A 23,954-nucleotide genomic window follows, 5' to 3' on the forward strand; every position below is an offset into this window, starting at 1 on the left:
ACGTGATGAGGGTGTGACTGCAGCAGACACCGCCGACGAGGAGCTGGTCAAGACCCTCTTCGACGAGCACGCTGGGCCACTTTACGGATACGTGCTGCGACTCACGGGCGATTCGGGACGAGCGGAGGACGTCGTGCAGGAAACGCTGCTGCGGGCCTGGCGGCATCCTGACGCCCTCACCGGCCGCCCGATTCGTGCATGGCTGTTTACGGTTGCCCGTAATCTCGTCGTGGACCAGCACCGCGCCCGTAAGTCCCGCCCGCCGGAGACCGGTGATGAGGCGCTCGCCGTACTTCCGGCGGACGACGAGCTGGAACGGGCGGTCGAGTCGTGGGCCGTGGCCGAGGCGCTGGCCGCGTTGCGGCCCGAGCACCGTGAGGTGCTGTTGGAGGTCTACTACCGGGGGAGATCGGTGAAGGAGGCGTCGGCCACGCTGGGCATCCCGCCGGGCACGGTCAAGTCACGCACCTACTACGCGCTGCGCGCGCTCAGGCTCGCGCTCGAGGAGCGAGGGCTGGCGCCGTGATGACGTGTGAGGAGGTACGGCTGTCACTGGGCGCGCACGCGCTCGGCGCGCTGGACCCCGAAGAGGCGATGGAGATCGACGTCCACCTGGCGACCTGCGAGGTGTGCGGAGCCGAACTGCTGGACCTGGAGGGCGTCGCGTCCTTCCTCGGCAAGGTGTCGGAGCGCGACGTCGAGCTGGTCGCCAGCCCCCCGCGACAGGTGCTCGACCGGCTGCTGAACGCCCGCGCCCGGCGCCGGAGGAGGGGTCGCGCGCTGCTTGCCGTGGCCGCCTCGGTCGCGGTGATGGCGGTCGGCGGCACGGTGTGGACGGCCGCCCAGCAGTCGAACGCCCACCAGACCTCCGCCGCCGCGCCCGCCACCACCGCCGCGCCGGCCGCGCCCCAGGAGAACTCGGCGCTCTCCGCGCAGGACAGCGCGCCGAGTGACGCGACCGCGAAGCGCAAGTCCGATGTGCGGCCGACCCCGAGGCCATCGGCGAGCCCGACGACGCCCGGCCGCGAGTTCCCCGGAGAGAACGAGGCCAAGGGCTACTACGCGACCGTGGCGGCCTTCCCCGGCGACGACGTGACCAAGCTGGCGGTGCGGGTCACGGGCCTGCCGATCGGCACGACGTGCCGGCTGGTGGTGGTCGGCAGGGGCGGCGAGCGCGACTCCACCGAGAGCTGGACGGTCGACCGCGAGACCTACACGGACAAGGCCGTCTTCCCCCGCCAGACCCAGATCCCGATGAACCACATCGCCAGGTTCGAGATCGTCGATACGGGCGGCAGGGTGCTCGTCAAGATTCCGGTCCCGACGCGGAAGTAATCCGGTCCGCCCGAGGTTGCAGCAGTGGATGACAGGACTATGGGTGGCGCTGGCGACGCTGGCGATCGGCTCGGTGATCGGAGTGGTACGGCTGCGCCGCGACGGCAGGGTGCGCGACACGGCTCAGGCGGACGACCGTCTGGTCATGGCCGATCTGGGTGCGGACCTGGGGGAGCGGGCGACGCTCGTGCAGTTCTCGACGGCCTTCTGCCAGCCGTGCCGGGCGACCCGGCGGGTGCTGGCCGACGTCAGCGAGCTGGTGCCCGGCGTGGCGCATGTCGAGATCGACGCCGAGTCGCGGCTGGATCTCGTCCGGCGGCTCGACATCATGCGTACGCCGACGGTCCTGGTCCTCGACAGCTCGGGAAACATCGTGAAAAGGGCCTCTGGCCAGCCCCGCAAGGCGGACGTCCTCGCCGCTCTGGCAGGGGCCGTGTCTCACGTTTCGTCTCAAAACCCGGACGACATGTGACAGATGGCGAGACGGCGGGTAGTGTCATCGCCATGAACCCATCGACAGAGCTGCTGACGAAGCGGCGCGCGGTTGATTTCTGCCGCGTCGCCACCGCGCTCTGTCGCGCTGCCTGAGGACGGTCTCGCGCGGACTTCCGATCCGCCCCAATCCGACCCCCTTCAGGAGCATCCTTCGATGCGTGCCGACCCTAGAGCGCTGCGCTTCAGCGCGACCATTACGACTGTGGTCCTCGCCCTCGTCCTGGTGACGGGGAGCGTCTGGCCGGCTGCTGCCCTCGTGCTGCTCGCCGCTCAGGCGCTGGTCTTCGCACTCGGCGTGGCACACCGCTCGCCGTACGGGACGCTTTTCAAGGTGCTCGTCAAGAGCGCTCCGAAGGAGACAGAAGACGCCCGCCCGCCCCGCTTCGCGCAGGGTGTCGGGCTGGTCTTCGCGGTCGCGGGCCTGGTCGGATACCTCGCCGGGATCACGCCGCTGGCCCTCGTGGCCACGGCCGCGGCTCTCCTCGCCGCTTTCCTCAACGCAGCCTTCGGATTCTGCCTTGGCTGCGAAACGTATCTGCTGATTCGCCGTCTACTGCCCGCCGCCAAATTGGAGGTTCCCCAATGAGCCGCTCCGCCGTCCTGGTGGATGCCGAATGGGTCGAGGCCAACCTCGACACCCCCGGCGTCGTCCTCGTCGAGGTCGACGAAGACGCCAGTGCCTATGACAAGGGCCACATCCGTGGCGCCGTGAAGGTCGATTGGCAGAAGGACCTTCAGGACCCGGTCCGCCGTGACTTCGTGGACAAGACCGGCTTCGAGACGCTGCTGTCCGAGCGCGGCATCTCCAACGACGACACCGTCGTGCTTTATGGCGGAAACAACAACTGGTTCGCCGCCTACGCCTACTGGTACTTCAAGCTCTACGGCCACGACAACGTCAAGCTGCTCGACGGCGGACGTAAGAAGTGGGAGCTCGACTCGCGCGAGCTGGTCAGGGACGTGCCGCAGCGCGCCAAGACCTCCTACGTGGCCCAGGAGCAGGACAGCGCCATCCGCGCCTTCCGCGACGACGTGGTCGCCGCGATCGGCAAGCTCAACCTGGTCGACGTCCGCTCTCCCGACGAGTTCACCGGCAAGCTGCTCGCCCCGGCCCACCTGCCGCAGGAGCAGGCGCAGCGCGCGGGCCACGTGCCCACCGCTCGCAACATCCCGTGGTCCAAGGCGGCCAACGACGACGGCACGTTCAAGACCGACGATGACCTGCGCACGCTCTACGGCGACGCGGGGGTCAACTTCGACAAGGACACGATCGCCTACTGCCGCATCGGCGAGCGTTCGGCGCACACCTGGTTCGTGCTGCACGAGCTGCTCGACCAGGCCAACGTGAAGAACTACGACGGTTCGTGGACCGAATACGGCTCGCTCGTGGGCGTGCCGATCGAGTTGGGGGAGGCCCGCTGATGAGCACCACTCAGACCGCACAGACCACACAGGCCGCACCGGGTTGCGGAGCTCCGGAGCAGACCATCGCGCTGCCCGCGGGGATCGATCTGGCCAACCAGGCCGTGATCCAGGGCGTCGTGACGGGCGCCGGCACCGCGTACGCGCGGCTGCTCGACCACTCCGGCGAGTTCACCGGCGAAGTCGTCGTGTCGGACGAGGGCGTGTTCCGCTTCTTCGCCGCACCGGGCGACTGGACCGTGCGCATCATCGCCGGCGGCGGCGTCACGCGTGACGTCCAGGTCCAGGCGAGGCTGGGCGAGGTTTCCCAGCTGGCCGTGGCCGTCTGATCCGGCTGCTTTAGAAGAGGCTCGCGTCCTCCTGGGCGCATGAAAGGGCTCGCGTCCGACTTCGGGCGCGGGTCCTTTCGTTTGTCGCGGCGGTGGCGGTGGTGGGGCGGCTGTGGCGGTTTTTGGGGCTTTTGCGCCGGTTACGGCGCGTCTCTGTCTCTTTTTCTGTTACGGCACGGCCAGGCAGGCCGCCACCCGCCGTACGGGGCCGGGGCCTCCAGGAATACGGCCGCTGACCCCGCACGGGGCCGGGCGCCGTGACGAGACGGTGGGACCATGGCCGGTCAAGTGTGCAACCGAATCCGCGACGGCGGTGTTCTACCTGGTGTGAGTGACATCGACTGCCTCGACCCGGTGCGGAAGGCGCTGCTCGACGACCTCGATGAGGGGTTCGCCGAGCTGTTCAGCGGCTATCGCGGCGTGGTGTTCTCGACCGCGTTGCGGCTGAGTGGCCGGTGGGCCGACGCCGAGGACCTCACCGCTGAGACGTTCCTGCGTGCCTACCGGGCCATGGCCGGATACGAACGGGACCGGATCGCCGCCCTGCAACCGCGGGCGTGGCTCCTGACCATTCTGCTGAACATCTGGCGGAACTGCGCCCGCGCCAAGTCCCGCAAGCCGCCACCCGATCTGCGTGAGGAGCCGGTCGACACCGTTGATCCACAGGAGAGCGTCGAGGACGCGGCGGCACGGCATGAGACCGGTGACGAGCTCGCCGAGTTGCTCGGCATGCTGCCCGACGAACAGCGGGCGGCCGTCGTGCTCAGGCATGTCGTCGATCTGCCGGTCAGTGAGATCGCCACGGTGCTCAGGGTTCCGCAGGGCACCGTCAAGTCGCACGTGTCGCGGGGACTGAAGCGACTGCGCACACTAGGCACACCAGGAGGTGCCCAATGACCCAGGATCCGCTGCTCGCCGGACTCGCGGCCCTCGCCACGGACGCGCCCGACGGGCTGCTCGACCGGATCGCCGCGCGCTGGGTGACGGCGCCGTCTCCGATCGGGGAGGTGTCCGTCGCGTTCACCGACCAGGGCATCGCCTACGTTCATCTGGGCGACGGCTTCGCCGCCGCTTTCAGGGCCCGCGCCGGACGTCCGTTGCTGCCCGCCGACCGCCCGCCCGCCGGGCTGGTGCCCGCACTGCGCACCGGACGGTCCTCGGGGATCGCGCTCGACCTGCGGGAGCTGAGCGACTTCCAGCGCGACGTCCTGCTCGCCGCCCGGACGATCCCTCGGGGCGAAGTGCGTCCCTACGCCTGGGTCGCGGCCCAGGTGGGCAGGCCCAAGGCGGTGCGCGCGGTGGGCGCGGCGCTGGGCGCGAACCCGGTCCCGCTGCTCGTCCCGTGTCACCGGGTGACCAGGTCGGACGGGGTGGCGGGCGACTACGTGTTCGGTGGGACGGCCAAGGAGCGGCTGCTGCTGGCCGAGGGCGTGGACCTGGACGCGCTGCGCGGGCTGGCGCGGGAGAGGGTGTTCTACCTGGCCAGCGACACCACCGGGGTGGTGTGCTTCCCGACCTGCCACAACGCCAGGCGCATCACCTCGGCACACCGGCACGGCTTCCGCAGCCTCGCCCAGGCTCAGGAGGCCGGTTACCGGCCCTGCCGTACGTGCAAGCCCGCCCTGGCCGCCTGAGTGCCCCTCAGGGAGGGGCCGGAGTCGGGTAGCGCATCAGCAGCGAGGCCCTGACCTCTTCCGGGCCGACCGCGCGGTAACTGTGCGGGACGTCCGAGAGCCACGAGATGTGGTGGCCCGGTCTCGCGGTCAGCGGCGCGTCCACCGGGCCCGCGATCAGCGTGCCGCTGTAGACCGTGAGGTGCTCGCTCACGCCTTCGAGGTGCGGGGCCGAGGTCTGGGTGATGCCGGGCGGGATGCGCAGCCGGTACAGCTCGTAGGTCACCCACTCGTCCTCGAACAGCTCAAGCAGCGCCGCCTCGACCGCCGTGCCCCGCATGATCTGCGGCGACGGCGGCGTGTCGAGTATGGCGCCGATCGGCACGCCGAGCTGGGCGGTGATGGCCCAGAGCGTCTCCATCGTCGGGTTGCGCGTGCCGGTCTCCACGCCGGACAGAGTCGCCGTGCCGATGCCGGCGCGCTTGGCCAGCTCGGACAGCGAGACGCCGGCCGCCTGCCGGAGCACCCGCACTCGCTCCCCGACCACGCGTGGATCTGTGTCCAGTGCGGGCCGCGATTCCATGCCGCCATGGTCCCTCAGAATCCCGCTGGATTGTGCTGTGCGCTCCGGGTTTGTTGTCACCATTTCGCGCTGATCATTACGGTCCGGTGCGGGAGGGCTTCAGACGATCATCATGCCTGATAGGCGCATGTGTCGACATGTCTGTAGGATCCCGTGGGTGTCTGCGTTGTCAGGAGTGATGGCCCCGTCCCGGCCCATGCCCGTACCAGGGCAGGGACCGATGCCGTCGCCGTTCTCGCTGCCCTTGCACGCGCTACGCATCGCCGGGAAGTGCGCACTACCGCTGATCGCCTGGTTCTCGGCCGGTCAGGCGGTGCGCTTCGCGCTGCTCTATCTCGGCACCGAGATCTCTCATGGAGACGCCCGGCAGTTCCGCCTGGTCGCGACCATCGCGGTGCTGACGCTCATCGTCATGGCGTCGATGACGGTCACCGCGGGCATGCTGTGGTCGTTGCGCGGCGCGCTCTGGGAGATCAACGCCCGGCGGGCGTCCGGCGAGGAGGACGAGCGCTACTGGGTCTCGATGAACCGCGTCGCCCCGGCCTTCGCGGTCATCTATCTGACCTGGGGGTTTCATGTCGAGGATGCCCGGAACTTCGTACAGACCGACTTCCTGCACAACGTCGACGACTTCATCGACGACAGTGTCCTCGGCAGGGGCAGCACGGTCGGGCGGGGGCTCGTCGACCTCGACTGGCGAATCTCGGCCGGTCTGATGGTCGTCGCGTTCCTGCTGCGCGCGCTGTTCAGCAGGATGGTGGAGCGGGGGGACGGGAAGATCTCCGGGCTGGCCACGGCGGTGTCGGAGTTCGCCTTCGTGTTCTTCGGATTGAACGCCACCTTCGTGCTGGCCAACGCGCGCTCCGACTGGGTCTCGCACCGCGCCGCCGTGTCCACCTCCGACCAGCTCGTGTCGCAGGCCGAGCAGAGCATCCCGGGTTGGGAGGCGTTCTGGGGAGCGGTCGGTGACATCTGGCCGTACATCGTGGACGGTGTCTTCATCCCGCTCACCTGGCTGACGGTGGCGGTGCTGGTCTTCGGCACGTACGCCGACGACGCCCGTACCATGCTCCGCGACACCCGCTTCGAGAAGGGGATCGACAAGCTCTACTCGACCCACTCGCTCACCCAGAAGTCGGTCGAGAGGATCACCGGCGGCTTCCAGGAGCGCTGGGTGCCCCTGGCCAACTCCTTCAGGCAGACGCTGACGGGCGGTATAGCGCTGTTCGGGATGATGTGCCTGTGCTACGTGTCGCTGCACGTCGGCTCGGAGTACGCGATGCGCGGCGTGCGGACGCTGATCGGGTCGAGGACGGAGTGGTTCTGGATGGCCATCGGCGCTCCGGTCGACTTCGTCAAGAACCTGCTCGTCACGGTCCTGACCATGGCCCTGCTGGCCGCCGCGTTCGACATCGCGGCCACGCGCGGCCGCCGGATGGCGCCGGCGCCCGCCGTACCCGACGGCCGGACGGGCGCCTGAAGCGCCTGGCGGGGCGTCAACGCTTGAAGCGCAGCACGTCCTCTTCGGGTTCCGTTTTCGTGGTCATCAGTTTGCTCGTGGGGATGTCCGCGCGGTAGTTGCTCGGCGTGAGCAGCAGCTCGACCTCGCCCGCCTGCGCGGTCGGCACCCGGGCATAGGCCGTCATCTGGTACGGCTTGCCGATCTCCATCTTTTCGGGCGGCGTCGTGTCGTCGGCGACGAGAGCCACCCAGGTGCGGCCCCGGCGATCCGTCACGAAGAGTTCCTTGGGCTTGGCCGTCTTGACCGCGCCGTCCGCGTCGACGGCCGACCGGACGATGTCGATCTTGGCGTAGCTGGTCCCCGGCTGGGGCTTGTCGCCGGGCAACTGCTGCACGGTCTTCAGCGTGGACTTCCAGGTGACGTGCTTGACCGTGACGGACTGCCCCGCCGCCACCACCTGCTCCTGCTTCGGCGAAGCCTGCCCAGACCGGACCAGGTAGACCTGATAGCGGTCGTAGCTCAGCGCCCCGAGCGCCACGGCCAGCGCGGCCGTGGCCGCGAACGCCGTCAGCACGGGCCGACGCCGGCGCGGCGGTGGAGCCACGGCGGCCGGGACCTCGGTGGTGGGCGGTTCCACGGGTGGTTCTACGGACAGGGTTACCGGAAGGGGCGGTTGCACGGGCGGGGCTACGGGAGGGGGCGGTTCCACGGCAGGGGGCTGCTTGGCGGGCCGGGGTAGCGGCCCGGCGCTGGGGATGGCCGGGAGCGGCTGGGTGGAGCTCTCCACCGTGGGTTCCACCCGCTTGGGCGGCCACACCTGCTGGTCGGGAGGGATCACCCGCGGCACGGCGCGCGACGGCGCGACCGGACGCCGCCGCCGCGGCCTCGCCTGCGGCTGGGCCGGGGGCTGAGCTGGGGGCTGACGCTGGGGGTCCGGATTCTGGCTGGGCGGAGGGGAGAACCAGCCGCGGTCGTCTGTGCTCATCAGCTCTTCTTCAGGGTGTAGACATCGCTGGGCGCTGACTTGAGCCGGGCCGCCGCCGGGCCGTCGATGCCCAGGTCGACCTCGACCTCCGGCTCGAAAGGCTCGACCAGTGCCGTTCCGGGCAGCTTGAACACGACCCGCGCGCCTTCGAGCGCCGAAGGGGGGATCTCGAAGACGAAGTAGCCGTTGACCCAGAAGCCCGGCTGCACCCAAGGGTTGGCCAGCGTCTCGGAGGACTCGATCTTGTCCGTGGCGTCGTAGGCGACGCCGTCCGGGGTCAGCAGCGCGGGCGTGCCCAGGTGCATGGGCTTGGTGTCCGAGGTCGCGGACGCCTGGACGACCAGGAACAGCTGCTCGGTCTCCACCTTCCCGGCCGCGCCCTGCACGGCGCGCGCCGACGCGACCGAGTTGACGCGTACCGCGAACCTGCCCGCGTTCACGTCCTGGCCCTTGGCGCCGACGGTGGTGATGGGCGCGTCGATCTCGTTCGGGGTCGGGTTGAGCGTCTGGAGGCCGACGGCGCCGCCCAGCAGCACCAGGCCGGCGAGGGCACCGAGCACGCGCGAGCCGCCCGGCCGGCGGGAACGGGAACCGCGACCGCGCGGGCGGCGGGAAGCCGTGGCCGTCATGCCGCCTCCGCGTCGTGCACCGGGAGCGTCACCTGGGCCTGGACGACGGGGAGCAGGACGTCGTCGTCCGTTTCCGACTCCATGGTCCAGTGGAAGCTCGGGTCGTTGAAGCCCCCCTCGTAGACGAAGCCCCCCACGTCCAGCGTCACCTTCTTCGGGGGTGTGGCCCCCTTGTCCAGGTCGTACCGGAGGATGACCGTGGTCGGGACGCCCGGCTGGAGCTGGCCGCTCTTCGCGTTCTTCGACAGGCTGTATACCGACGGCACGCCCTTCACCTGCACCTGCGGGGTCACTTTGATCAGCGATCCGGCGAAGCTCGTCAGCGAGGCCGCGCGCTCCGGCTTGTCCGGGGGAAGGCCGACCATGGCCGTGGCCTTGCCTTGGTTCGTCACCTTGAAGACCAGCTCCACGAAGCGCTTGTCGATGTCCCAGTCGGCGGTGGCCTTCTGCGTGGTCACCTTGGCCGTCACGAACTGGGTGCTGAACTGTCCCTGGTCGAGCACCGCTCCCTCACCGTATTGGGGAGGCGCGGGATCGGGAACTTCGGCGAAACCGCCGAGCAGGGCGGTGATGCCGAGGGCGGTGACCGCCACCAGGGCCACTGCGGGCACCACTACCGGGCGTTTGGGTTTCTTGCTGCCGCCGGAGGGTTCCGTCATGGGTAAGGATGGTAATAGGTCACGCTTGTCCCATCTGCCGCTAGCCTCCCATCTGGCTGGTCTAATTGCCGAGAACCCTGCCGCAGCAGGGGGTGTAGCTCATACGCTGTCACGGAGCGGAGGCTCAGCCCCCACTAACGACATATCGCGGCCGGAGGGTCACGTGGCGGACGTGCATCCCGAGCATGCGCAGCTCCAGGCGGACCGCATCTACCTGGGCTGGCAGTACATCCTGCTGCACCCTGATCCGGGACCGCCGCCGAAACGCCCCTCGCCCGCCGAGGAGGAGGCCACCTCCGCGGCGGCCGACCAGGAGTTGCTGCGACGCGAGCGCTTCCAGGAAGACCTGCTCAACCGGCCGGTGCGGGTGTTCAGGGTGTTCATGGTCATCCTCACGGTGCTGATACTCGGGCTGGCCGTCGCCGGCCTCCTGCAGTGGTCGTTCGCCCTGCTCGGCCTGGTCGCGGCCGGCGGCGTGGCGATCATCTGCAGCTACGCGCTCGCCCAGGGCGACCGGGCGGTCCGCTACCGGGTGAGCGAGCAGCAGGCCCGCGACGACCGGCAGCGCCAGGAACGTGACAAAGAGCTGTTCCGCGCGCAGGAGGAGCACGCCCAGCGCTACCGCGAGTGGCAGGAGGTCAAGGAACGCCACGACCGCCAGCTCACCTGGTACGCCGTGGCGGTTCCCGACGAGATCGACCGCATCGACGTGGCGGGCGGCACGCTGCCCGGCTGGTCGGCGTTGATCACGCTGCTCGGCGCCACCCGCCTCTACAGCGGCGGCCACCTCACCGTGCTCGACCTGTCCGAGGGCGCGGTCGCCAAGGACCTGATCGAGCTGGCCCGCCGGGGCGGCGACGACCCGCTGGTCTGGGTGCTGCCGACGGACCTGCCCCGGCTGGACCTGGGTGCGACGCTGAAGCCCGAGGCGTTCGCCGACGTCCTCGCCCACGTGGTCAGCGTGAGCGAGGAGCACCGCACCACGCGCGACCTCAGCTTCGACAACGCGATCCTCGAACGGGTGCTGGAGGTGCTCGGCGAGAACGCCACGATCAACCAGGTCACCGCCGCGCTGCGGGCACTCGCCCAGGTCGGCGACCCGCGCGACGACCTGAGGTTCGGACTGATCACGGCGACGCAGCTCGAACGGATCGGCACGCTGTTCGGGCGCGGCGTCAGCGACCGCGTGGTGATCGAGCGCGCCTGGGCCCTGGAGTCGCAGCTGCGCAAGCTGGAGACACTCGGCACGCAGGCCGTACGGCTGCCGCCGGCCAGGCTCAGGGTGGTGAGCATGGACCGGCAGGCCGGCGTGTTCGGCAACCGGGTGCTCGGCACCTACGTGGCCACCGCGCTCACCCACATCCTGCGCCAATCGCCCGCTTCCGACCGGCCCTGGTATCACACGATCATCGTGGCGGGCGCCGACAAGCTCCGCGGCGACGTGCTCGACCGGCTCATGGACGCCTGTGAGACGTCCAGGACCGGCCTGGTCCTGACCTACCGGAGCCTGACCCCGACCGTGCGCGAACGGCTCGGCAGGGGCCACGCGGCGGTGGCGTTCATGCGGCTGGGCAACGCCGAGGACGCCAGGGTGGCCAGCGAGCACGTCGGCACCGAGCACCGGCTGGAGCTGGCCCAGCTCACCGAGACGATCAGCGACTCGATCCCCGGCCTCGACGGCGGTTACACCTCGACGATCTCCCAGGTCGAGGATGCCTCGGGGGCACGCGACGACAACCGTACGGACCTCGCGGAGGACCTCGCCGAGTCGACGGAGTGGGGCAGGACGGCCGACAAGATCGCCGAGAAGGAGCGGGTGCTGCAGCGTTCCCGTGAGTTCCTCGTCGAGCCGCATCAGCTCCAGCAGTTGCCCACCACGTCCGTGATCGTCACTGACGCGACCGCGCAGGGCCGCCGGGTCCGCCTGGCCGACGCTAACCCGGCAATCCTCACATTCCCCAAGACCACGCTCGGCGAGCTGGAGGACGTCCGCGAGGCCGTACTCGCGATCGACGGCAAGGGCGGAGACGGCGACGGCGAGCCGCCACCGAACCTCGGGCCGCCGCCGCCACGCCTGGACTGGCGCAAGGACAGGTAATGACATGGTCAATGTCAAGGTGACGTGCGGACGGTCGGCGGGACTTTACTAACAACCGTCTGTGGGGGAATGAAATGCAGCCGAGTGTCTCGCTGAGCGGGCCCTGGTACCGAATCCAGTCGATCGCGGCACCCTCGCGAAGCTCGTCGGCGGAGTGGGACTTCGTCACCGTGCTGCCCGCCGTGTTGTCCGCGGCGCAACGTGACCGGCCGTTCGTCATCGGCTGGCTCTCCCGCGGTTCCGGCGCGCCGCTGGAGCTCATCACCAACGCCGGGCCGCTGTCACCGCCGCGCCAGCCGCGTCGCGCCACCGACGCGCCGGGGGTGCCGGCCGGTCCGCAGCCGCTGCTCTTCCCCGGCGGGGCGCGCGGGGTGCAGCTCGACGAGGAGTACCTGGCCGACCTCGCCGACCTGGTGTGGACGCCGTGCCCCGGACGGCAGGCGCCGCCGCTCGGCGGCCGGCGCGAGTACGGCGAACCCGATGAGCTGAAGCGGCCGACGCTGTTCGAGGCGACGCTGGTCACGCTCATGTCGAGGCCGTTCGCGTGGCTGGTGGTGGCCGAGCCGACCGACCTGCTCGACGCCGAGGTCGCGCACCTGCGTACGCAGCTCAACGTGCTCAGGCAGTACGGTGACGCCTCCGAGCGCAGCAGGTTCGACGCCGAGCGGGCCGAACGCCGCATGCAGGAGCTCGACGCCTTCCGCGAGGCCGGGCTCTGGAACGTCCGCGTGCTGGCCGGTGGCGCCACGGCCGAGGAACTGCGGCAGATCGCGCCGGTCCTGGTCGGCTCCGTCGAGATGAGCCACCATCCGTACCGGCTGCGCAGCGCCCAGGGCGCCGTCTACGGCCTGTCGGAGGCGCTCGGCCTGACCATGCAGGACCCGGCCGACGGCGCGGCCGCCCCCTTCGCCGCCACCGCCGGGGCGCTCGCGGCGCTGGCCGGGTTGCCCAGGCGCGAGGTGCCGGGCGTACGGGTGCTCGACTCGGGGTTCTTCGACGTGACCTCCGAGGCCGAGGAGGGCGAGCTGGACCTGGGCGAGATCCTCGACGGGCAGGACCGGTGCGTCGGCTCGTTCCGGGTGCCGCTGAGCACGCTCAACAGGCACGCCTTCGTCACCGGGGCCACCGGCTCGGGCAAGTCGCAGACGGTCCGGCATCTGCTGGAGCAGCTCAGCAGGGCCGGCATCCCGTGGCTGGCGATCGAGCCGGCCAAGTCCGAGTACGCCGCCATGGCCGGCCGCCTTGAGCTGCTGGGCAACCGCGAGCCGTCGAGCACGGTCACGGTGATCAACCCGTCGGCGCCCGCGGGCGTGCCGTTCAGCATCAACCCGCTGGAACCCGAGCCCGGCTACCCCGTCCAGGCCCACATCGACATGGTGCGGGCGCTGTTCATGGCGGCCTTCGACGCCGAGGAGCCGTTCCCGCAGATCATGTCGCTGGCCCTGCAGCGCGTCTACGAGGCCACCGGCTGGGACGTGGTCACCGGCGGCGCCGTGCCGGGCTCCAAGGTGCCACCCAGCGTGCCGACCCTCGAACTGCTCCAGCAGCACGCCATGGACGTGATCAGGGAGATCGGCTACGGCCGCGAGGTCCAGGCCGACGTCGAGGGCTTCATCTCGCTGCGGCTGCGCTCGCTCCGGGTCGGCTCGGCCGGCCGCTTCTTCGAGGGCGGCCACCCGGCCGACATCGGCGGCCTGCTGGAGCGCAACGTGGTGCTGGCGATCGAGGACGTGGCCAACGACGAGGACAAGGCGTTCCTGATGGGCACGCTGATCATCCGCATCGTCGAGCATCTGCGGATGCGGGCCAGGCAGGAGAAGTCCACCGGCCTGCGCCACGTCATCGTCATCGAGGAGGCCCACCGGCTGCTGCGCGACCGCGGCACCGGCCGCGCCTCCACCCACGCCGTCGAACTCCTGGCCGGCATGCTCGCCGAGATCAGGGCCTATGGCGAGGGCATCGTGGTGGCCGAGCAGATCCCCACCAAGCTCGTCACCGACGTGGTGAAGAACACCGCGCTGAAGGTCGTCCACCGCCTCCCCGCCGAGGACGACCGGCAGCTCGTCGGCGCGGCCATGAACCTCAGCGAGGAACAGTCCCGCCACGTCGTCTCCCTGCAGCCGGGATCGGCCGCGGTGTTCGCCGACGGGATGGACCGCCCGCTACGCGTCCGGGTGCCGCTCGGCGAGTCCCGCGAGCGGCTCCTGGCCGGCCCGCCCCCGCCGATCCGGGGCCGAAGATCGGCGGCCTGCGGCAGCCAGTGCCGTACCGGCCAGGCATGCACGCTGGTCGAGCTGCGTGAGGCCGACGTCCTCGCCGACGCCCCCGACTGGGCCTGGTTGCGCATCTGGTGCGACACGGTCGTCCTGGCCTTCGTGAGCAACCGCCCGCTGCCCGGCGTACCGCGCGTACTGGCCGCCGCCTGGTCCGACCTGCCGGCCAGGCGCAGGGAGTGCCTGCTGGCCACCCTGATCGAACGGTCGGTGCAGCGCCGGGCCTGGTCGCTGCGGAGCTGGTTCGACCCGGCCCTGCTCACCGAGAAGGCCGCGGAGACGGCCACGCGACTGCTGGCCGCCGTGGAGAGCGGCGGCGAGCGCCCCGGCGCCTCCTGGGTCATCCCGCAGGTGCGCTGGCTGCACGAGGTCGACAGACTCTTCCCGTACGGCCAGCCGGCCCCGAACCTCCGCAGCCCCGCACCCCCGATGGAGTACGCCCTGTTCCGCAACGCCCCCAACGGCACCTCCGCCGAACTCCAGCACTCGGAGCTGCTCGGCCACCGAGCCAAGGCACTGCGGCACCACCCGCTGTCCATGGAGGTCGACCACAACAGGGCACTGGCCTGGCGGGTCATCCTGGGCGACGACGAGAACGAGGGCGTCCAGCGCGACATCACCACGGTCGCGATCGGCGTCGACCCTTCGGCCCGACTCCGGCACGTGGGCCAGACCATGGGGGCCGGATGGCTCGAAGGGGTACTGTCTTGGCCACGCCGCTTCGTCCTCCCCTTCGACCGAGACGGCGCCCCGGAACTCTCCTTCGCCGAACCGGGCTGAACCCGTTTACCGGCTTGGCCATCTGACGCCCCGCCACAAAGGGCTCGCCATTGGCGCTTCGCGCTTTGGAAGCTCGACGTTCTTCCTTCGGCGCTCACGCGCACTGCAAGGGCTCACCCGATCAGGCGCTCCGCGCCCAAGGGCTCCCCGGGGCCTTCGGCCCCTCCCCTGCGAGGGCAAGCCCTCGCGCTCCCCGCTCTGCCACAGCCAGACCACAGCGAAAGCGCCAGTGCGACCGGCCCGTACAGGCCCACTGCACGACGGGCGTAACGGGCTGTCACCCGGGGAGTTGTCGCGAGTAGGCGACTCCCTAGATCAGCAACCTCTGGCCCGAGGTCCTCTCCAGGCGCGGTGAGAGCGCAAGCCCCCTGTTGGGCCCGGATGTCCGTGGCGATCTCTATCATGCTGGCCCAGAGACTGTCCGTGGCGATAGGGGACCCACCGTGGAGCGTCAGTTCGTGAGAATTGTCGATGGCCCGTTCGCCGGCTTTGACGCGGAGCTCGTCTCTGTGGACGGTGACAGGTTGACCGCGCGTGTGACTGTGTTCGGCCGGCAAACAGCGGTGGAACTCCATCGGGACCAGATAGAGCATCCCGAGGACATACCCGCGCTGTGGTCCAGCGAGGCGGAGGCCGACGGGGAGGTCCTTGCGGGGCTGCGGGAGCGGATAGCGGCGCAATACGACGACCTCGGGTATGGGGAGAAGTTCGAGTTCTTTCTCGAGCGTGTCGATCTTCCCGAGGAGGATCTGGCCCAGGAGTGGGACGCTTACACCGCGTTGTGTGCCGAGGTTGACGCCCGTGCGCAGAGGCACAAGGTGGTGGCGTTGCGCGCGTTCGATCAGGAGATCGCTCCGCTGCCGGCCCGTGAGGCGAGAAGGCGGGTGGCGGCCGACTCCGGCCGCTGGCTGCCGGCTGCGGCCGCCCGGGAAGAGCGCCGGTCGCGGTACCCGGCCATCGACCGCTCCAATGCCGAAGAACGGTTGCTGGCCACGACATTCGGGCATCCCGATCCGCCGCCGACGCTGTGGGAACGGGCCCACCGTCGGCGGGCCGCATCGCGTTCCGCCGCCGACCTGCGAAATTACGCGGTGTGGAAGGCGGCGAACCGACCACAGGAACAGAACGAGCAGGCGAGGTCTGCCGCTGTGGCCCAGGCGGAGCACGAGCGCGCCGCGATCGAGGAACGAGTTGCCCGCGACTGGGGATTCCGGCTGCCTGACTCGATCTTCCGGTTTCGGGCCTTCCTGCTGTCCCTGGGCCCGACCGAAAAGCAGGCCCTCGACGAACTGGAACTGTCCCCGTTCGGGATCATGGACCTGTTCGATGATCCCGCTCGCAGTTCCCGGGCCGGCATCGATGTGCGCGTACACGGCCGCTACTACCGCGACCCGCCCGAGTTCCTCACGTTCATGCACGGCGGCACCGACGGGCTGCATTTCGGGCTCTGGTACGACGACGGGCGCACCTGCACCGGCGTCGCCTCCTACTACAACAACGATGGTGGCGGCGTGGGCCTCCCATCGCGTACCCCTCTCGGGGCCGTCCGGCACACGCTCGAATGGGGATGGCGCCACCTCGGAGATTGGGATGATGAGCCGGCCGATCCCATGAGCCTCGCGTTGGTCGCACGCCGGCACCGGCTACGGCTCCTGCGCGAGGTCCTGATGACCTTCGAGACCGGCGACCGCGAGGAACAGGGCGAGGATTACCATGACGCCTACAAGGACTCGCCAGAATTGCTCGAGTACGGAGATCCGGATCGGATCGAGACTCTGGACGGCGGCGGCGCGCTCGTCGATGGTGACACCGCAAGTGAGCGCGGCCGGCAGAGGCCATGGAACGACTACGACTTCTGCACGGCCCTGCAGAAGGAGCTGACCGAGGACCCAGCCGCCCGCGAAGCCCGCGTCACCGAGGCACGGCGCCGCTGCGCCGCCGGACACCCCGCCGATGCTCTCGCCCTCGGCCGTGACCTGCACTGGATCAGCGCTGGAAACCCCGGGCTCGAACGCCATGCCAACGAACTACTCACCATGGCCTACCGTGCCCTGGGCCGCGACAACCTCGCCGCGATCGCCCAAGCCCACCACCGCCACCGCAGTCTCCCTCAGGTGCACGTCCTCGAAGAGACCTGATCGCAGTCACCGTCAACGCACCGCGGACCCGGGCAGCAGGTTGAAAGCGGGGTTCAGGCGTGGCGCACGGCGGCGCGCAGGGATTCGGCGATGTGGTGGGCGTCGGCTGTGGCGGTTCGCCAGTTGCTGAAGGCGGCGCGCAGCGCGGGCACGCCGTTCAGGACGGTGGGGGTGAGGAACGCTTCCCCGGCGAGGTTTTCGCAGAGCGCGGCCAGCCGCTCAGCGGTGGGGTTGTCGCTCAAGGTGAAGCACACGACATTGAGCCGGACGGGCGCGAGCAGTCGCAGACCGGGTATGCCGTTAATGGCCTCGCCCAGTACGTGAGCACAGGCGATGCACCTTTCGGTGATCTCACGGTGGCCGTCCTGTCCGTAGGCGCGCAGGGTGAACCAGGCGGCCAGTGCCCGCAGGCGCCGGGAGTTCTCCGGGGTGAGGTGGCCGCTGTCGGGCGTGTCGCCGAGCGGGCCGAGGTAGGCGGCGGCGTTCTGGAACACGGCCGTCTGCAGGTCGGGGCGGCGGGTGAATTGCAGGGCGCTGTCGTACGGCACGTTCAGCCATTTGTGCAGGTCGACGCAGATCGAGTCGGCCAGGTCAAGGCCGTCGCACAGGTGCGCGTGGGCGGGAGAGAGGGCGGCGAAGGCGCCGAACGCGGCGTCCACGTGCAGCCAGAAGTCGTGCCGCTCGCGCAGCGCCGCGATGGCGCGTAGATCGTCGAAGTCGGCGGTGTTGACGGTGCCGGCGTTGGCCACCACGATGCACGGACCATCGACCTCACGCAGTGCGAGCTCCAGGGCCGCCGGATCGACGCACTCCCGTCCCGGGCTGGTGGGCACGGTGACCAGGGCGCGGCGCCCGAGCCCGAGCATGGACAGGCCCTTGGGCACGCTGGAGTGGGCGGTGCCCGACAGCACCGTCACCGGGCCGAGGGCGCCGACCCCGTTCTCGGCCGGTGAGACGCCGGTTCGTTCGCCGATCCACTCGCGGGCGATGGCGAGCCCGACGGTGTTGGACATGGTCGCGCCGCTGACGAACGTCCCGTGATGGTCGTCGGAGAGGCCGAACAGGGTGCGCAGCCAGGCGATCGTCTGGCGTTCCAGGTGCTGCCCCGCTGCGTCGAGGGAGGTGAAGGAGTTCTGGTCCCAGGTCGCGGTCAGCCAGTCACCGGCCAGCGCGGCCGGTGTGACTCCTCCGGTGACGAATCCCCAGTAGCGGGGGCCGGCGCTGGCTGACAGCGTCGGCTCCCAGCGCGCGGTGAATTCCTCCAGCGCCGCTCGCAGCCCTTCGCCCGGTACGGGTAGCGCAGCCGGCTCGGGGATCGGGGCCGCGGGGACGACCGGGCGTTCGGCCAGGTGTTCCAGCAGGTCGGCGCTGTGCTCCTGAACCGTCCGCAACAGCTCGGGCAGATCGTCGCGGTCGGTGGCGAGGGTGGGATGCATGATGTTTCTCCTTTCATCAGAACTCGTCGGCAACGGTTACGACGGTATGCGGGCCATCTACCTGCCGCCTGGTCCAATCGTGGAAAACTGGACCAGTGCGGATGGGAGAGCAGCAGCTAGCCAGGGCTCTGGGGTCCTGGCGCGGCAGCGGGGAACCGCTCGGCACGGCGCTGGCCCGGGCCGTACGGGAGGCGTTGCTGGACGGCCGCATCCGCGTCGGCAGCGAGCTGCCCGCCGAACGTCGACTGGCCGCGGCGCTGGGGGTCAGCCGCGGTACGGTGACGGCCGCCCTGGCGCGGCTGCGCGAGACAGGATGGGTCCACACGCGGCACGGAAGCGGCAGCCTTGTCCGGCTGCCCACGGCGGTGGCCGAGCGGGTGGCCCCGCTCTCGGCGACCGGGGACGCCGGGTCGATGATCGACCTTCGCCGGGCCGTCCCGGCCGCACCGCAGAAGCAGTACCTGGAGGCAACGCTGCGGGCGGCCGAGCGGGCCGGGCCTGTTCTGGCCGAACACGGGGAGCCGGGGCCGGGGCTGCCAGAGCTGCGCGCGGTGATCGCCGCGCGCTACAGCCGCGAGGGGACGGCCACCCGGCCGGAACAGATCCTGGTCACCAACGGGACACGGGCCGCGCTGACCCTGCTGGCGGCCCATTTCCAGCCTCGCCTCACTGCGGTGGAGATACCGACATACGTCGACGCGCTCCATCTGCTGCGCGCCACAGGTACGAGGCTGGTCGGCGTCCGGGTCACCGGCGACGGATGGGACCTAGAGCAGCTGGAGTCCGCCTTCGCCGCCGCGCGCGGCCACCTCGCCTACCTGGTGCCCGACTTCCACAACCCGACCGGGACGCTGATGTCCCCGCGCGTCCGCCACACCGTCGCCGAACTGGCCGCCCGCTACCGGATGACCGTGGTCGCCGATGAGACACTGCGCGACCTGGACCTGCGCGAGGAGCCGACCGGCATACCGCGGATCGCCGGCTCGCTGCTCATCGGGTCGGCCAGCAAGTCGGTGTGGGGTGGGCTGCGCGTCGGCTGGATCCGGGCCCGCGCCTCACTCGTACGCGATTTGCAGGAACACCCCCTGGCCGGGCCCCTGTCGGCGCCTCCCATGCAACAGCTCGTCGCCGCCGAACTCTTGAGCGACCCGCATCCGGTGCTCAGGCGGCGCCAAGACGAGTTGCGGGCGCAGCGCGACCACCTCTGCGCCCTGCTCGACGGCGACGATCGCTGGCGCTTCACCTGCCCGCCCGGCGGACTGGCCCTGTGGCTGCGGCTGAGCGCCACACCCGCGGAGACCGTCGTGCGCCACGCGAACGAGCACGGGATCGCGCTCGTCGCGGGCCCGCACTTCGCGGCCGACGCCACTCTGACTCACTACCTGCGCGTCCCGTTCACCCCGCCGCGCCCCGTCCTGGATCGCGTCGCCGCGGTCCTCGGCGACGCCTGCGCGCAGGGTCGTGACACTCTCTGACGTGCTGCGGGACGGCTCAGCTGTTCCACGGCCTTCTGATCCCCCAGGGAAGCGTGACCTTGGCCGCCGCCGGCTTCCCGGTGACCAGTTCGAAGGCCGGCTGGCTGAGATTCAATTGATTCGGCGCACAGCTCGAGCAGCGCCCGCCGATCCGGAATTTATAGACCTTGCCCTGGTAGTCGAGCCTGACGAATTTCCGGCACAGGGGATCATTGCTGGACTTGTCGGCAGTCCAGTATGCGGCCGGCGCACTGGCGATCGCCCAGGCAGTCGGGTCCATCTTGGTGCCGCAGGCGCGGTAGTTGGCCAAGGTGTCGTCATGGGTGATGACGCCCTTTTTGACATTTGGCGGTGGGGTGTCGCCATAGGCGGCAGGAACAGCCAGTGCCGACAGTGCGCAGGCGGTCAGCGTTGCCGCTGCGAGGACGTTACGGCCGAGGGTTTTCATCGAGGACCTTTCTTTGAATGCGGCTCGCGTCGCCGTAGTCGTGCATATCGCCGAGCGACGGTGGTAATCACCACGCATTCGTCAGATTATGCCGGTAGCACGCAAGGTGGCCAGGACGCCACGGCGGTTTTGAACCGAGTTTCGGCTGGTCCAAGCTTGCCTGAACGGTTAATTGCCCCTCATTATTCACCGTTCTGCCGGTAATTAGCACGATGGCAATATGTCGAGATAATTCACCGACAAACTGCGGCGATCGGTGCGGACAGGGATGCGTCAGGCTTCCTATTCGATCTCGGCCAGTCGTGCCCGCACCTGGTCCCCAGCGGACGCTCCTGCTCTCGCGCCGTGACCGACACTTTCCGCCGGACATGGCAGGAGCACCATCCCGAAGGGACGGTCATCTACCGCGACCTCACGGCGAACCCCCTCCCGCACCTCACCGCCGACGCGCATACAGCAGGCCAGTCCGACCCGGCTTCCCATAGCCTTGCCCAGGCCGCGGCCTTCGCCCAGCAGCTGACGTTGATAGAGGAACTGGAGAACGCCGACGCCGTGCTCATCGGCGCCCCGAGTACAACTACTCCATCCCGTCCACGCTCAAGGCGTGGCTGGACAGTATCGTCCTGGTCGGCCGCACCGCCGCGACCGAAGACTCAGCTGTCAGGGATCCCTCTGTTCGAAGCCTCACGTCAGCACGCGCTCGACGACGCCGCGTCCAAGGCCAAGGCCGTCGCAGCCCGATTCGCCGCGTAAGAAGCGGGTGGTAAGTACGGCGGTCGTCAGGCACCCTCGCAACCGACCGCCGTTTTCACCGGACGTTGACCGGCCATTATGGCGAGTCGAGCTGAAGCTGGAACACGATCCGGTCGACTTCCGGGCCGTCATAGTTGGGCACGGGCCCCACAACCGTGAAGCCCATCGCGGTATGGAAGGCGATGGAGCCGTGGTTCTGCGGTGAGGTGATCGCCCGGATGCTCGTACGATCCCCGGCCCTGGCAAGCTCGAAGAACCGCTGGTAGAGAAGGCGACCCAGCCCGCTGCCGCGAAGGCGCGGGTCGACGCCGACGAAGTGGATGTAGGCCGCGTCGGCCACCGAAGGGGACAGGAACCCGACGAGAAACCCCACCAGTTCCCCGTCCTCCTCGGCCACCATGCTGGTGCGATGGAAGTGGTCGAGGAACAGCCGCGGCAAAATTGACCGAATCGGCCGCCCCCACCAGCCATCGACCACGGCAACGATGCGATCGTAATCACCGGGCTCGGCCGCCCGCAGCCGCGGGCTCTCACTCATCATCATCCACTTGCTCCCTGCGTTCGCTGGTAAGCGGACCTGCTTGCGCCATGCCCGACATGTTCTACCGCCTGGCATGCCACTGCTGATGCTCGACCTCGACAACACCTTGGTCGACCGGGACGCCGCCTTTCGGGACGACGACCGCGTTCCTGGCCGAGGCCACCTGCGACGCGCTCGGCAGCGCAACCGCCAACGGCTGGATCTGCACGATCGCCACCAACGGCCGAACCATGCATCAGGAGGCGAAGATCCGGAACACCGGCCTCGACAGGCTGGTCCACGGCTGGACGATCTTCGAGGCGATCGGTCACCGGAAGCCCGAATCGGAGATCTTCAAGGCGGCGGCACACCGTCTGACCGCGTCGACTCTCGCGACCTGAACCCTCGTCGACCACACTGGGTCCATGGAGTACGTCGGCCGGGTGCCCGCCCCGCCGCTCGACCTGTTCATCGACGACATCTACTGCCTCACCGGGGTGCCGCGCCACCGCCGGATGAACGTACCGCCGATGCCGTCGGCACACTTGTTCGTCAACCTGGGCGAACCCGCCCGCCTGTGGGATTCCGACCCTTCGGTGCCGCCGGCAGTGATCACCGATGGGTGGTTCATGGGTGTATGGACCAGGCGTTTCCTCATTGAGCACCCCGCACGGGTGCGGCTCGTCGGTGTGCACTTCAAGCCTTGGGGGATGTCGCCGTTCGTCGACATGCCGGCGACGGAGCTGCGGGACCGATGGGTACCGGTCGACGCCGTCTGGCAACGGTCTTTGGACCGGATCCGCAACAAGGTCGGTGACACCGCATCAGCCGCCGAGACGCTGCGGATATTGGAGGAGGAGCTGCGATCGCGACTCGCCGAGGCACCGTCGCGCGGTCTCGACCTGGTCCAGTACGCAGGCAGGCGTCTGGAGACTTCCCACGGCGCGGTCCCGGTCGGTGCGCTGACTGATGCCGCCGGGGTGAGCGGTAATCACCTGGCCACGCAGTTCAAGTCTCATGTCGGGATCACCCCGAAGCGGGTGGCGCGGATCTACCGCTTCGCGCGGCTGATCGTGTCGGTGGACCCCCGGCGTCCGGTCGACTGGTCGGAGCTCGCTCAAACGGCGGGCTACTTCGACCAGGCCCACTTCAGCAGAGAGTTCAAGGACTTCACCGGCCACACCCCGACCGAATACCTGGCCCTGCGGCGCCGATTCCCGGCCGAGCAGGGGTTCCCACCGGACAGCGGTCCGATGCCCGCTGATTGATTTTTTACAAGCCCATTCGCCTCCCGGGGCGACAGGATCGGGGGCGAATGCGCAAGGAGACTTGAGGAGAACCTGTGGGCGCAGTAATCATGCACAACGTGGTGTCGGTGGACGGCTTTATCGCCGACAAGAACGACGATGTCGGGCCACTCCACGATTGGTACTTCAACGGGGACACTCCGATCATCGAAGGCGACGACCAGCAGTACGATCATTCCGGAGCCGGCAGTCGCTTCAAGGTCTCACGCGCATCGGCGGAATACGTTCGGCCGATGTGGGAGTCGATCGGCACGATTGTGATGGGCCGCAACCTGTTCGACCTGGTGAACGGCTGGGAGGGTCAGCCGCCCGCGGGCGACCACGTGGTCGTGGTGTCCCACCGGCCCAAGCCCAAGGGCTGGCACCCCGAGGCGTCGTACCATTTCGTCGATAGCGTGACGGCCGCGATCGACAAGGCCCAGGAGCTCGCCGGGGAGCGGACCGTCGCTGTGAACGCCGGCGAGGTGGGCGGCCAGATCCTCGCGGCCGGTCTCGTGGACGAGGTGGCGATGGATGTGGTGCCGGTGGTGTTCGGGTCGGGCAAACGCTACTTCGGCAGCACCGACGGGCAGCTTCTGTTGGAGCATCCCCATGTGGTCATCCAGGGCGACGGGGTGCTGCACCTGAGGTTCAAGGTACGCCGCTAGACCCCGACAGCTCCCCAGCCGATGTCGGTGAGCCTTGACACCACGGTGGTGGCGAAGTTCAGAGGGCCGACGACTCCTCCGGTGATCCTGAACGTAATACACCATGATGGATCGGTGATCACTATTCTGACTCCGTCGCCCGGCAACGGCGATATTTTCAAGGCTCCCGTCCCCGACGAAACATATCCCCTCCCTGTCTCTTCGTGGGATATCGGCGTGTTCTTTGAGCGGGCGTGGTCGCCTTTTCTGGTCGGTGTGATCGCAGGGGCACTCATTGCCGCACTGGCCGCCGTGATCATCGTCAGGGTGCAACGCAATCGAAACCGACTCCGCGAGGACTACAGCCGCGCTCCACAGCCGGAAGCGGACGGCTGACCCTCCCCAATCCATGGCGCGTAGGAACGCTACTACCGTGAGGCGAATTTTCGAGTCATTGAGGCAGATGTCCGGACAGCGTCGATGATCCACTGCCAGGCCATCCTCATCCGCCTATAGGGCCATACTTTGGTCTCTCGCATGGTCTGGCTGTGGCGAAGCGTGGGAGCGCGAGGGCTTGCCCTCACTGGG

Annotated in this window: 26 protein-coding genes; 18 read left to right on the forward strand and 8 right to left on the reverse strand. The window is 69.2% G+C overall.

Features of this window, described 5'->3' with window-relative positions:
* The first annotated feature begins 13 nt into the window (after positions 1-13).
* The 8 genes from AB0B91_RS45485 (at position 14) to AB0B91_RS45520 (ending at position 5,215) form a co-directional block, all read left to right on the forward strand.
* The gene (locus AB0B91_RS45485) at positions 14-526 is read left to right on the forward strand and encodes a sigma-70 family RNA polymerase sigma factor (RefSeq protein ID WP_214642240.1); all 513 of its coding nucleotides are present in this window, start codon (positions 14-16) and stop codon (positions 524-526) included.
* The gene (locus AB0B91_RS45490) at positions 526-1,335 is read left to right on the forward strand and encodes a zf-HC2 domain-containing protein (RefSeq protein ID WP_358334997.1); all 810 of its coding nucleotides are present in this window, start codon (positions 526-528) and stop codon (positions 1,333-1,335) included. Before AB0B91_RS45485 ends, AB0B91_RS45490 begins: the two co-directional genes overlap by 1 nt.
* A 28-nt stretch (positions 1,336-1,363) precedes the next feature.
* Positions 1,364-1,807, forward strand: a complete 444-nt coding sequence (locus AB0B91_RS45495) for a thioredoxin family protein (protein ID WP_358334581.1) — start codon at positions 1,364-1,366, stop codon at positions 1,805-1,807.
* Between the two features lie 177 nt (positions 1,808-1,984).
* The gene (locus AB0B91_RS45500) at positions 1,985-2,416 is read left to right on the forward strand and encodes a DUF4395 domain-containing protein (protein WP_358334584.1); all 432 of its coding nucleotides are present in this window, start codon (positions 1,985-1,987) and stop codon (positions 2,414-2,416) included.
* On the forward strand, positions 2,413-3,252 hold the full coding sequence (locus tag AB0B91_RS45505) for a sulfurtransferase (protein WP_358334587.1): 840 nt from the start codon (positions 2,413-2,415) through the stop codon (positions 3,250-3,252). Before AB0B91_RS45500 ends, AB0B91_RS45505 begins: the two co-directional genes overlap by 4 nt.
* Positions 3,252-3,581: a DUF1416 domain-containing protein gene (locus tag AB0B91_RS45510; RefSeq protein WP_358334590.1), complete on the forward strand. Its 330-nt coding sequence runs from the start codon at positions 3,252-3,254 to the stop codon at positions 3,579-3,581. Before AB0B91_RS45505 ends, AB0B91_RS45510 begins: the two co-directional genes overlap by 1 nt.
* A gap of 327 nt (positions 3,582-3,908) precedes the next feature.
* Positions 3,909-4,478, forward strand: coding sequence for an RNA polymerase sigma factor (locus AB0B91_RS45515; RefSeq protein WP_358334593.1), 570 nt, complete (start codon positions 3,909-3,911; stop codon positions 4,476-4,478).
* Complete coding sequence (locus AB0B91_RS45520) at positions 4,475-5,215, forward strand: methylated-DNA--[protein]-cysteine S-methyltransferase (RefSeq protein WP_358334596.1); 741 nt, start codon at positions 4,475-4,477, stop codon at positions 5,213-5,215. Before AB0B91_RS45515 ends, AB0B91_RS45520 begins: the two co-directional genes overlap by 4 nt.
* A 7-nt stretch (positions 5,216-5,222) precedes the next feature.
* Here AB0B91_RS45520 and AB0B91_RS45525 read toward each other — a convergent pair whose 3' ends face one another.
* Complete coding sequence (locus AB0B91_RS45525; protein WP_358334599.1) at positions 5,223-5,777, reverse strand: XRE family transcriptional regulator; 555 nt, start codon at positions 5,775-5,777, stop codon at positions 5,223-5,225.
* A gap of 157 nt (positions 5,778-5,934) precedes the next feature.
* Between AB0B91_RS45525 and AB0B91_RS45530 the strand changes: the two genes are divergently transcribed.
* A complete protein-coding gene (locus tag AB0B91_RS45530; RefSeq protein ID WP_358334602.1) occupies positions 5,935-7,257 on the forward strand; it encodes a hypothetical protein in 1,323 nt (440 codons plus the stop codon).
* Between the two features lie 16 nt (positions 7,258-7,273).
* Here the strand turns inward: AB0B91_RS45530 and AB0B91_RS45535 are convergent, their stop codons facing one another.
* From AB0B91_RS45535 to AB0B91_RS45545, 3 genes are read right to left on the reverse strand one after another with little or no spacing between them, the layout of a single operon-like run.
* Positions 7,274-8,224, reverse strand: a complete 951-nt coding sequence (locus AB0B91_RS45535; protein ID WP_358334605.1) for a hypothetical protein — start codon at positions 8,222-8,224, stop codon at positions 7,274-7,276.
* Positions 8,224-8,853: a hypothetical protein gene (locus tag AB0B91_RS45540; RefSeq protein ID WP_358334608.1), complete on the reverse strand. Its 630-nt coding sequence runs from the start codon at positions 8,851-8,853 to the stop codon at positions 8,224-8,226. Before AB0B91_RS45540 ends, AB0B91_RS45535 begins: the two co-directional genes overlap by 1 nt.
* On the reverse strand, positions 8,850-9,512 hold the full coding sequence (locus AB0B91_RS45545) for a hypothetical protein (RefSeq protein WP_358334611.1): 663 nt from the start codon (positions 9,510-9,512) through the stop codon (positions 8,850-8,852). The genes AB0B91_RS45540 and AB0B91_RS45545 overlap by 4 nt, the downstream gene beginning before the upstream one ends.
* A gap of 163 nt (positions 9,513-9,675) precedes the next feature.
* Here AB0B91_RS45545 and AB0B91_RS45550 point away from each other — a divergent pair, with 163 nt between their 5' ends.
* The 3 genes from AB0B91_RS45550 to AB0B91_RS45560 all read left to right on the forward strand — a co-directional run bounded on the left by AB0B91_RS45550 (position 9,676) and on the right by AB0B91_RS45560 (position 16,801).
* Positions 9,676-11,610, forward strand: a complete 1,935-nt coding sequence (locus AB0B91_RS45550; protein WP_358334614.1) for a hypothetical protein — start codon at positions 9,676-9,678, stop codon at positions 11,608-11,610.
* Between the two features lie 74 nt (positions 11,611-11,684).
* Positions 11,685-14,663 (forward strand): ATP-binding protein, encoded by a 2,979-nt coding sequence (locus AB0B91_RS45555; protein ID WP_358334617.1) that lies wholly within the window; start codon positions 11,685-11,687, stop codon positions 14,661-14,663.
* Positions 14,664-15,034: 371 nt separating this feature from the next.
* Entirely contained in the window at positions 15,035-16,801 is a 1,767-nt protein-coding gene (locus tag AB0B91_RS45560; protein ID WP_358334619.1) for a KOW motif-containing protein, read from the forward strand.
* A gap of 53 nt (positions 16,802-16,854) precedes the next feature.
* Here the strand turns inward: AB0B91_RS45560 and AB0B91_RS45565 are convergent, their stop codons facing one another.
* Positions 16,855-18,237 carry a pyridoxal-dependent decarboxylase gene (locus AB0B91_RS45565; protein ID WP_358334622.1) on the reverse strand — a complete coding sequence of 461 codons (1,383 nt, stop codon included), beginning with the start codon at positions 18,235-18,237 and terminating at the stop codon, positions 16,855-16,857.
* A gap of 101 nt (positions 18,238-18,338) precedes the next feature.
* Here AB0B91_RS45565 and AB0B91_RS45570 point away from each other — a divergent pair, with 101 nt between their 5' ends.
* Positions 18,339-19,712: a PLP-dependent aminotransferase family protein gene (locus AB0B91_RS45570; RefSeq protein ID WP_358334625.1), complete on the forward strand. Its 1,374-nt coding sequence runs from the start codon at positions 18,339-18,341 to the stop codon at positions 19,710-19,712.
* 16 nt (positions 19,713-19,728) lie between these two features.
* Here AB0B91_RS45570 and AB0B91_RS45575 read toward each other — a convergent pair whose 3' ends face one another.
* Positions 19,729-20,160, reverse strand: a complete 432-nt coding sequence (locus AB0B91_RS45575) for a hypothetical protein (protein WP_358334628.1) — start codon at positions 20,158-20,160, stop codon at positions 19,729-19,731.
* Between the two features lie 312 nt (positions 20,161-20,472).
* On the opposite strand from AB0B91_RS45575, the gene AB0B91_RS45580 reads away from it, so the two are divergent.
* The gene (locus AB0B91_RS45580) at positions 20,473-20,913 is read left to right on the forward strand and encodes an NAD(P)H-dependent oxidoreductase (RefSeq protein ID WP_358335000.1); all 441 of its coding nucleotides are present in this window, start codon (positions 20,473-20,475) and stop codon (positions 20,911-20,913) included.
* A 76-nt stretch (positions 20,914-20,989) separates the two neighbouring features.
* Here the strand turns inward: AB0B91_RS45580 and AB0B91_RS45585 are convergent, their stop codons facing one another.
* Both AB0B91_RS45585 and AB0B91_RS45590 read right to left on the reverse strand, forming a co-directional pair.
* Complete coding sequence (locus AB0B91_RS45585) at positions 20,990-21,451, reverse strand: GNAT family N-acetyltransferase (RefSeq protein ID WP_358335002.1); 462 nt, start codon at positions 21,449-21,451, stop codon at positions 20,990-20,992.
* 64 nt (positions 21,452-21,515) lie between these two features.
* Positions 21,516-21,686 carry a hypothetical protein gene (locus tag AB0B91_RS45590; RefSeq protein WP_358334631.1) on the reverse strand — a complete coding sequence of 57 codons (171 nt, stop codon included), beginning with the start codon at positions 21,684-21,686 and terminating at the stop codon, positions 21,516-21,518.
* Here AB0B91_RS45590 and AB0B91_RS45595 point away from each other — a divergent pair.
* From AB0B91_RS45595 to AB0B91_RS45610, 4 genes are all read left to right on the forward strand, one after another.
* Positions 21,685-21,834: a hypothetical protein gene (locus AB0B91_RS45595; protein ID WP_358334633.1), complete on the forward strand. Its 150-nt coding sequence runs from the start codon at positions 21,685-21,687 to the stop codon at positions 21,832-21,834. The two genes, AB0B91_RS45590 and AB0B91_RS45595, sit on opposite strands and share 2 nt — an antisense overlap.
* Before the next feature lie 24 nt (positions 21,835-21,858).
* Entirely contained in the window at positions 21,859-22,701 is an 843-nt protein-coding gene (locus tag AB0B91_RS45600; protein WP_358334636.1) for a helix-turn-helix domain-containing protein, read from the forward strand.
* 74 nt (positions 22,702-22,775) lie between these two features.
* Positions 22,776-23,387: a dihydrofolate reductase family protein gene (locus AB0B91_RS45605; RefSeq protein ID WP_358334639.1), complete on the forward strand. Its 612-nt coding sequence runs from the start codon at positions 22,776-22,778 to the stop codon at positions 23,385-23,387.
* A 114-nt stretch (positions 23,388-23,501) separates the two neighbouring features.
* Positions 23,502-23,762 (forward strand): hypothetical protein, encoded by a 261-nt coding sequence (locus tag AB0B91_RS45610; protein WP_358334642.1) that lies wholly within the window; start codon positions 23,502-23,504, stop codon positions 23,760-23,762.
* Positions 23,763-23,954 lie beyond the last annotated feature (192 nt).

Source organism: Nonomuraea sp. NPDC049141, from assembly GCF_040648415.1.
Lineage (GTDB): Bacteria > Actinomycetota > Actinomycetes > Streptosporangiales > Streptosporangiaceae > Nonomuraea.

Coding starts and splice junctions, on each gene's coding strand:
- AB0B91_RS45595 (WP_358334633.1), top strand. CDS start 21,685: ATGCATCAGGAGGCGAAGATCCGGAACACCGGCCTCGACAGGCTGGTC.
- AB0B91_RS45535 (WP_358334605.1), bottom strand. CDS start 8,224: ATGAGCACAGACGACCGCGGCTGGTTCTCCCCTCCGCCCAGCCAGAAT.
- AB0B91_RS45590 (WP_358334631.1), bottom strand. CDS start 21,686: ATGGTTCGGCCGTTGGTGGCGATCGTGCAGATCCAGCCGTTGGCGGTT.
- AB0B91_RS45520 (WP_358334596.1), top strand. CDS start 4,475: ATGACCCAGGATCCGCTGCTCGCCGGACTCGCGGCCCTCGCCACGGAC.
- AB0B91_RS45575 (WP_358334628.1), bottom strand. CDS start 20,160: ATGAAAACCCTCGGCCGTAACGTCCTCGCAGCGGCAACGCTGACCGCC.
- AB0B91_RS45495 (WP_358334581.1), top strand. CDS start 1,364: ATGACAGGACTATGGGTGGCGCTGGCGACGCTGGCGATCGGCTCGGTG.
- AB0B91_RS45555 (WP_358334617.1), top strand. CDS start 11,685: ATGCAGCCGAGTGTCTCGCTGAGCGGGCCCTGGTACCGAATCCAGTCG.
- AB0B91_RS45505 (WP_358334587.1), top strand. CDS start 2,413: ATGAGCCGCTCCGCCGTCCTGGTGGATGCCGAATGGGTCGAGGCCAAC.
- AB0B91_RS45540 (WP_358334608.1), bottom strand. CDS start 8,853: ATGACGGCCACGGCTTCCCGCCGCCCGCGCGGTCGCGGTTCCCGTTCC.
- AB0B91_RS45500 (WP_358334584.1), top strand. CDS start 1,985: ATGCGTGCCGACCCTAGAGCGCTGCGCTTCAGCGCGACCATTACGACT.
- AB0B91_RS45490 (WP_358334997.1), top strand. CDS start 526: ATGACGTGTGAGGAGGTACGGCTGTCACTGGGCGCGCACGCGCTCGGC.
- AB0B91_RS45565 (WP_358334622.1), bottom strand. CDS start 18,237: ATGCATCCCACCCTCGCCACCGACCGCGACGATCTGCCCGAGCTGTTG.
- AB0B91_RS45525 (WP_358334599.1), bottom strand. CDS start 5,777: ATGGAATCGCGGCCCGCACTGGACACAGATCCACGCGTGGTCGGGGAG.
- AB0B91_RS45600 (WP_358334636.1), top strand. CDS start 21,859: ATGGAGTACGTCGGCCGGGTGCCCGCCCCGCCGCTCGACCTGTTCATC.
- AB0B91_RS45545 (WP_358334611.1), bottom strand. CDS start 9,512: ATGACGGAACCCTCCGGCGGCAGCAAGAAACCCAAACGCCCGGTAGTG.
- AB0B91_RS45585 (WP_358335002.1), bottom strand. CDS start 21,451: ATGAGTGAGAGCCCGCGGCTGCGGGCGGCCGAGCCCGGTGATTACGAT.
- AB0B91_RS45570 (WP_358334625.1), top strand. CDS start 18,339: ATGGGAGAGCAGCAGCTAGCCAGGGCTCTGGGGTCCTGGCGCGGCAGC.
- AB0B91_RS45510 (WP_358334590.1), top strand. CDS start 3,252: ATGAGCACCACTCAGACCGCACAGACCACACAGGCCGCACCGGGTTGC.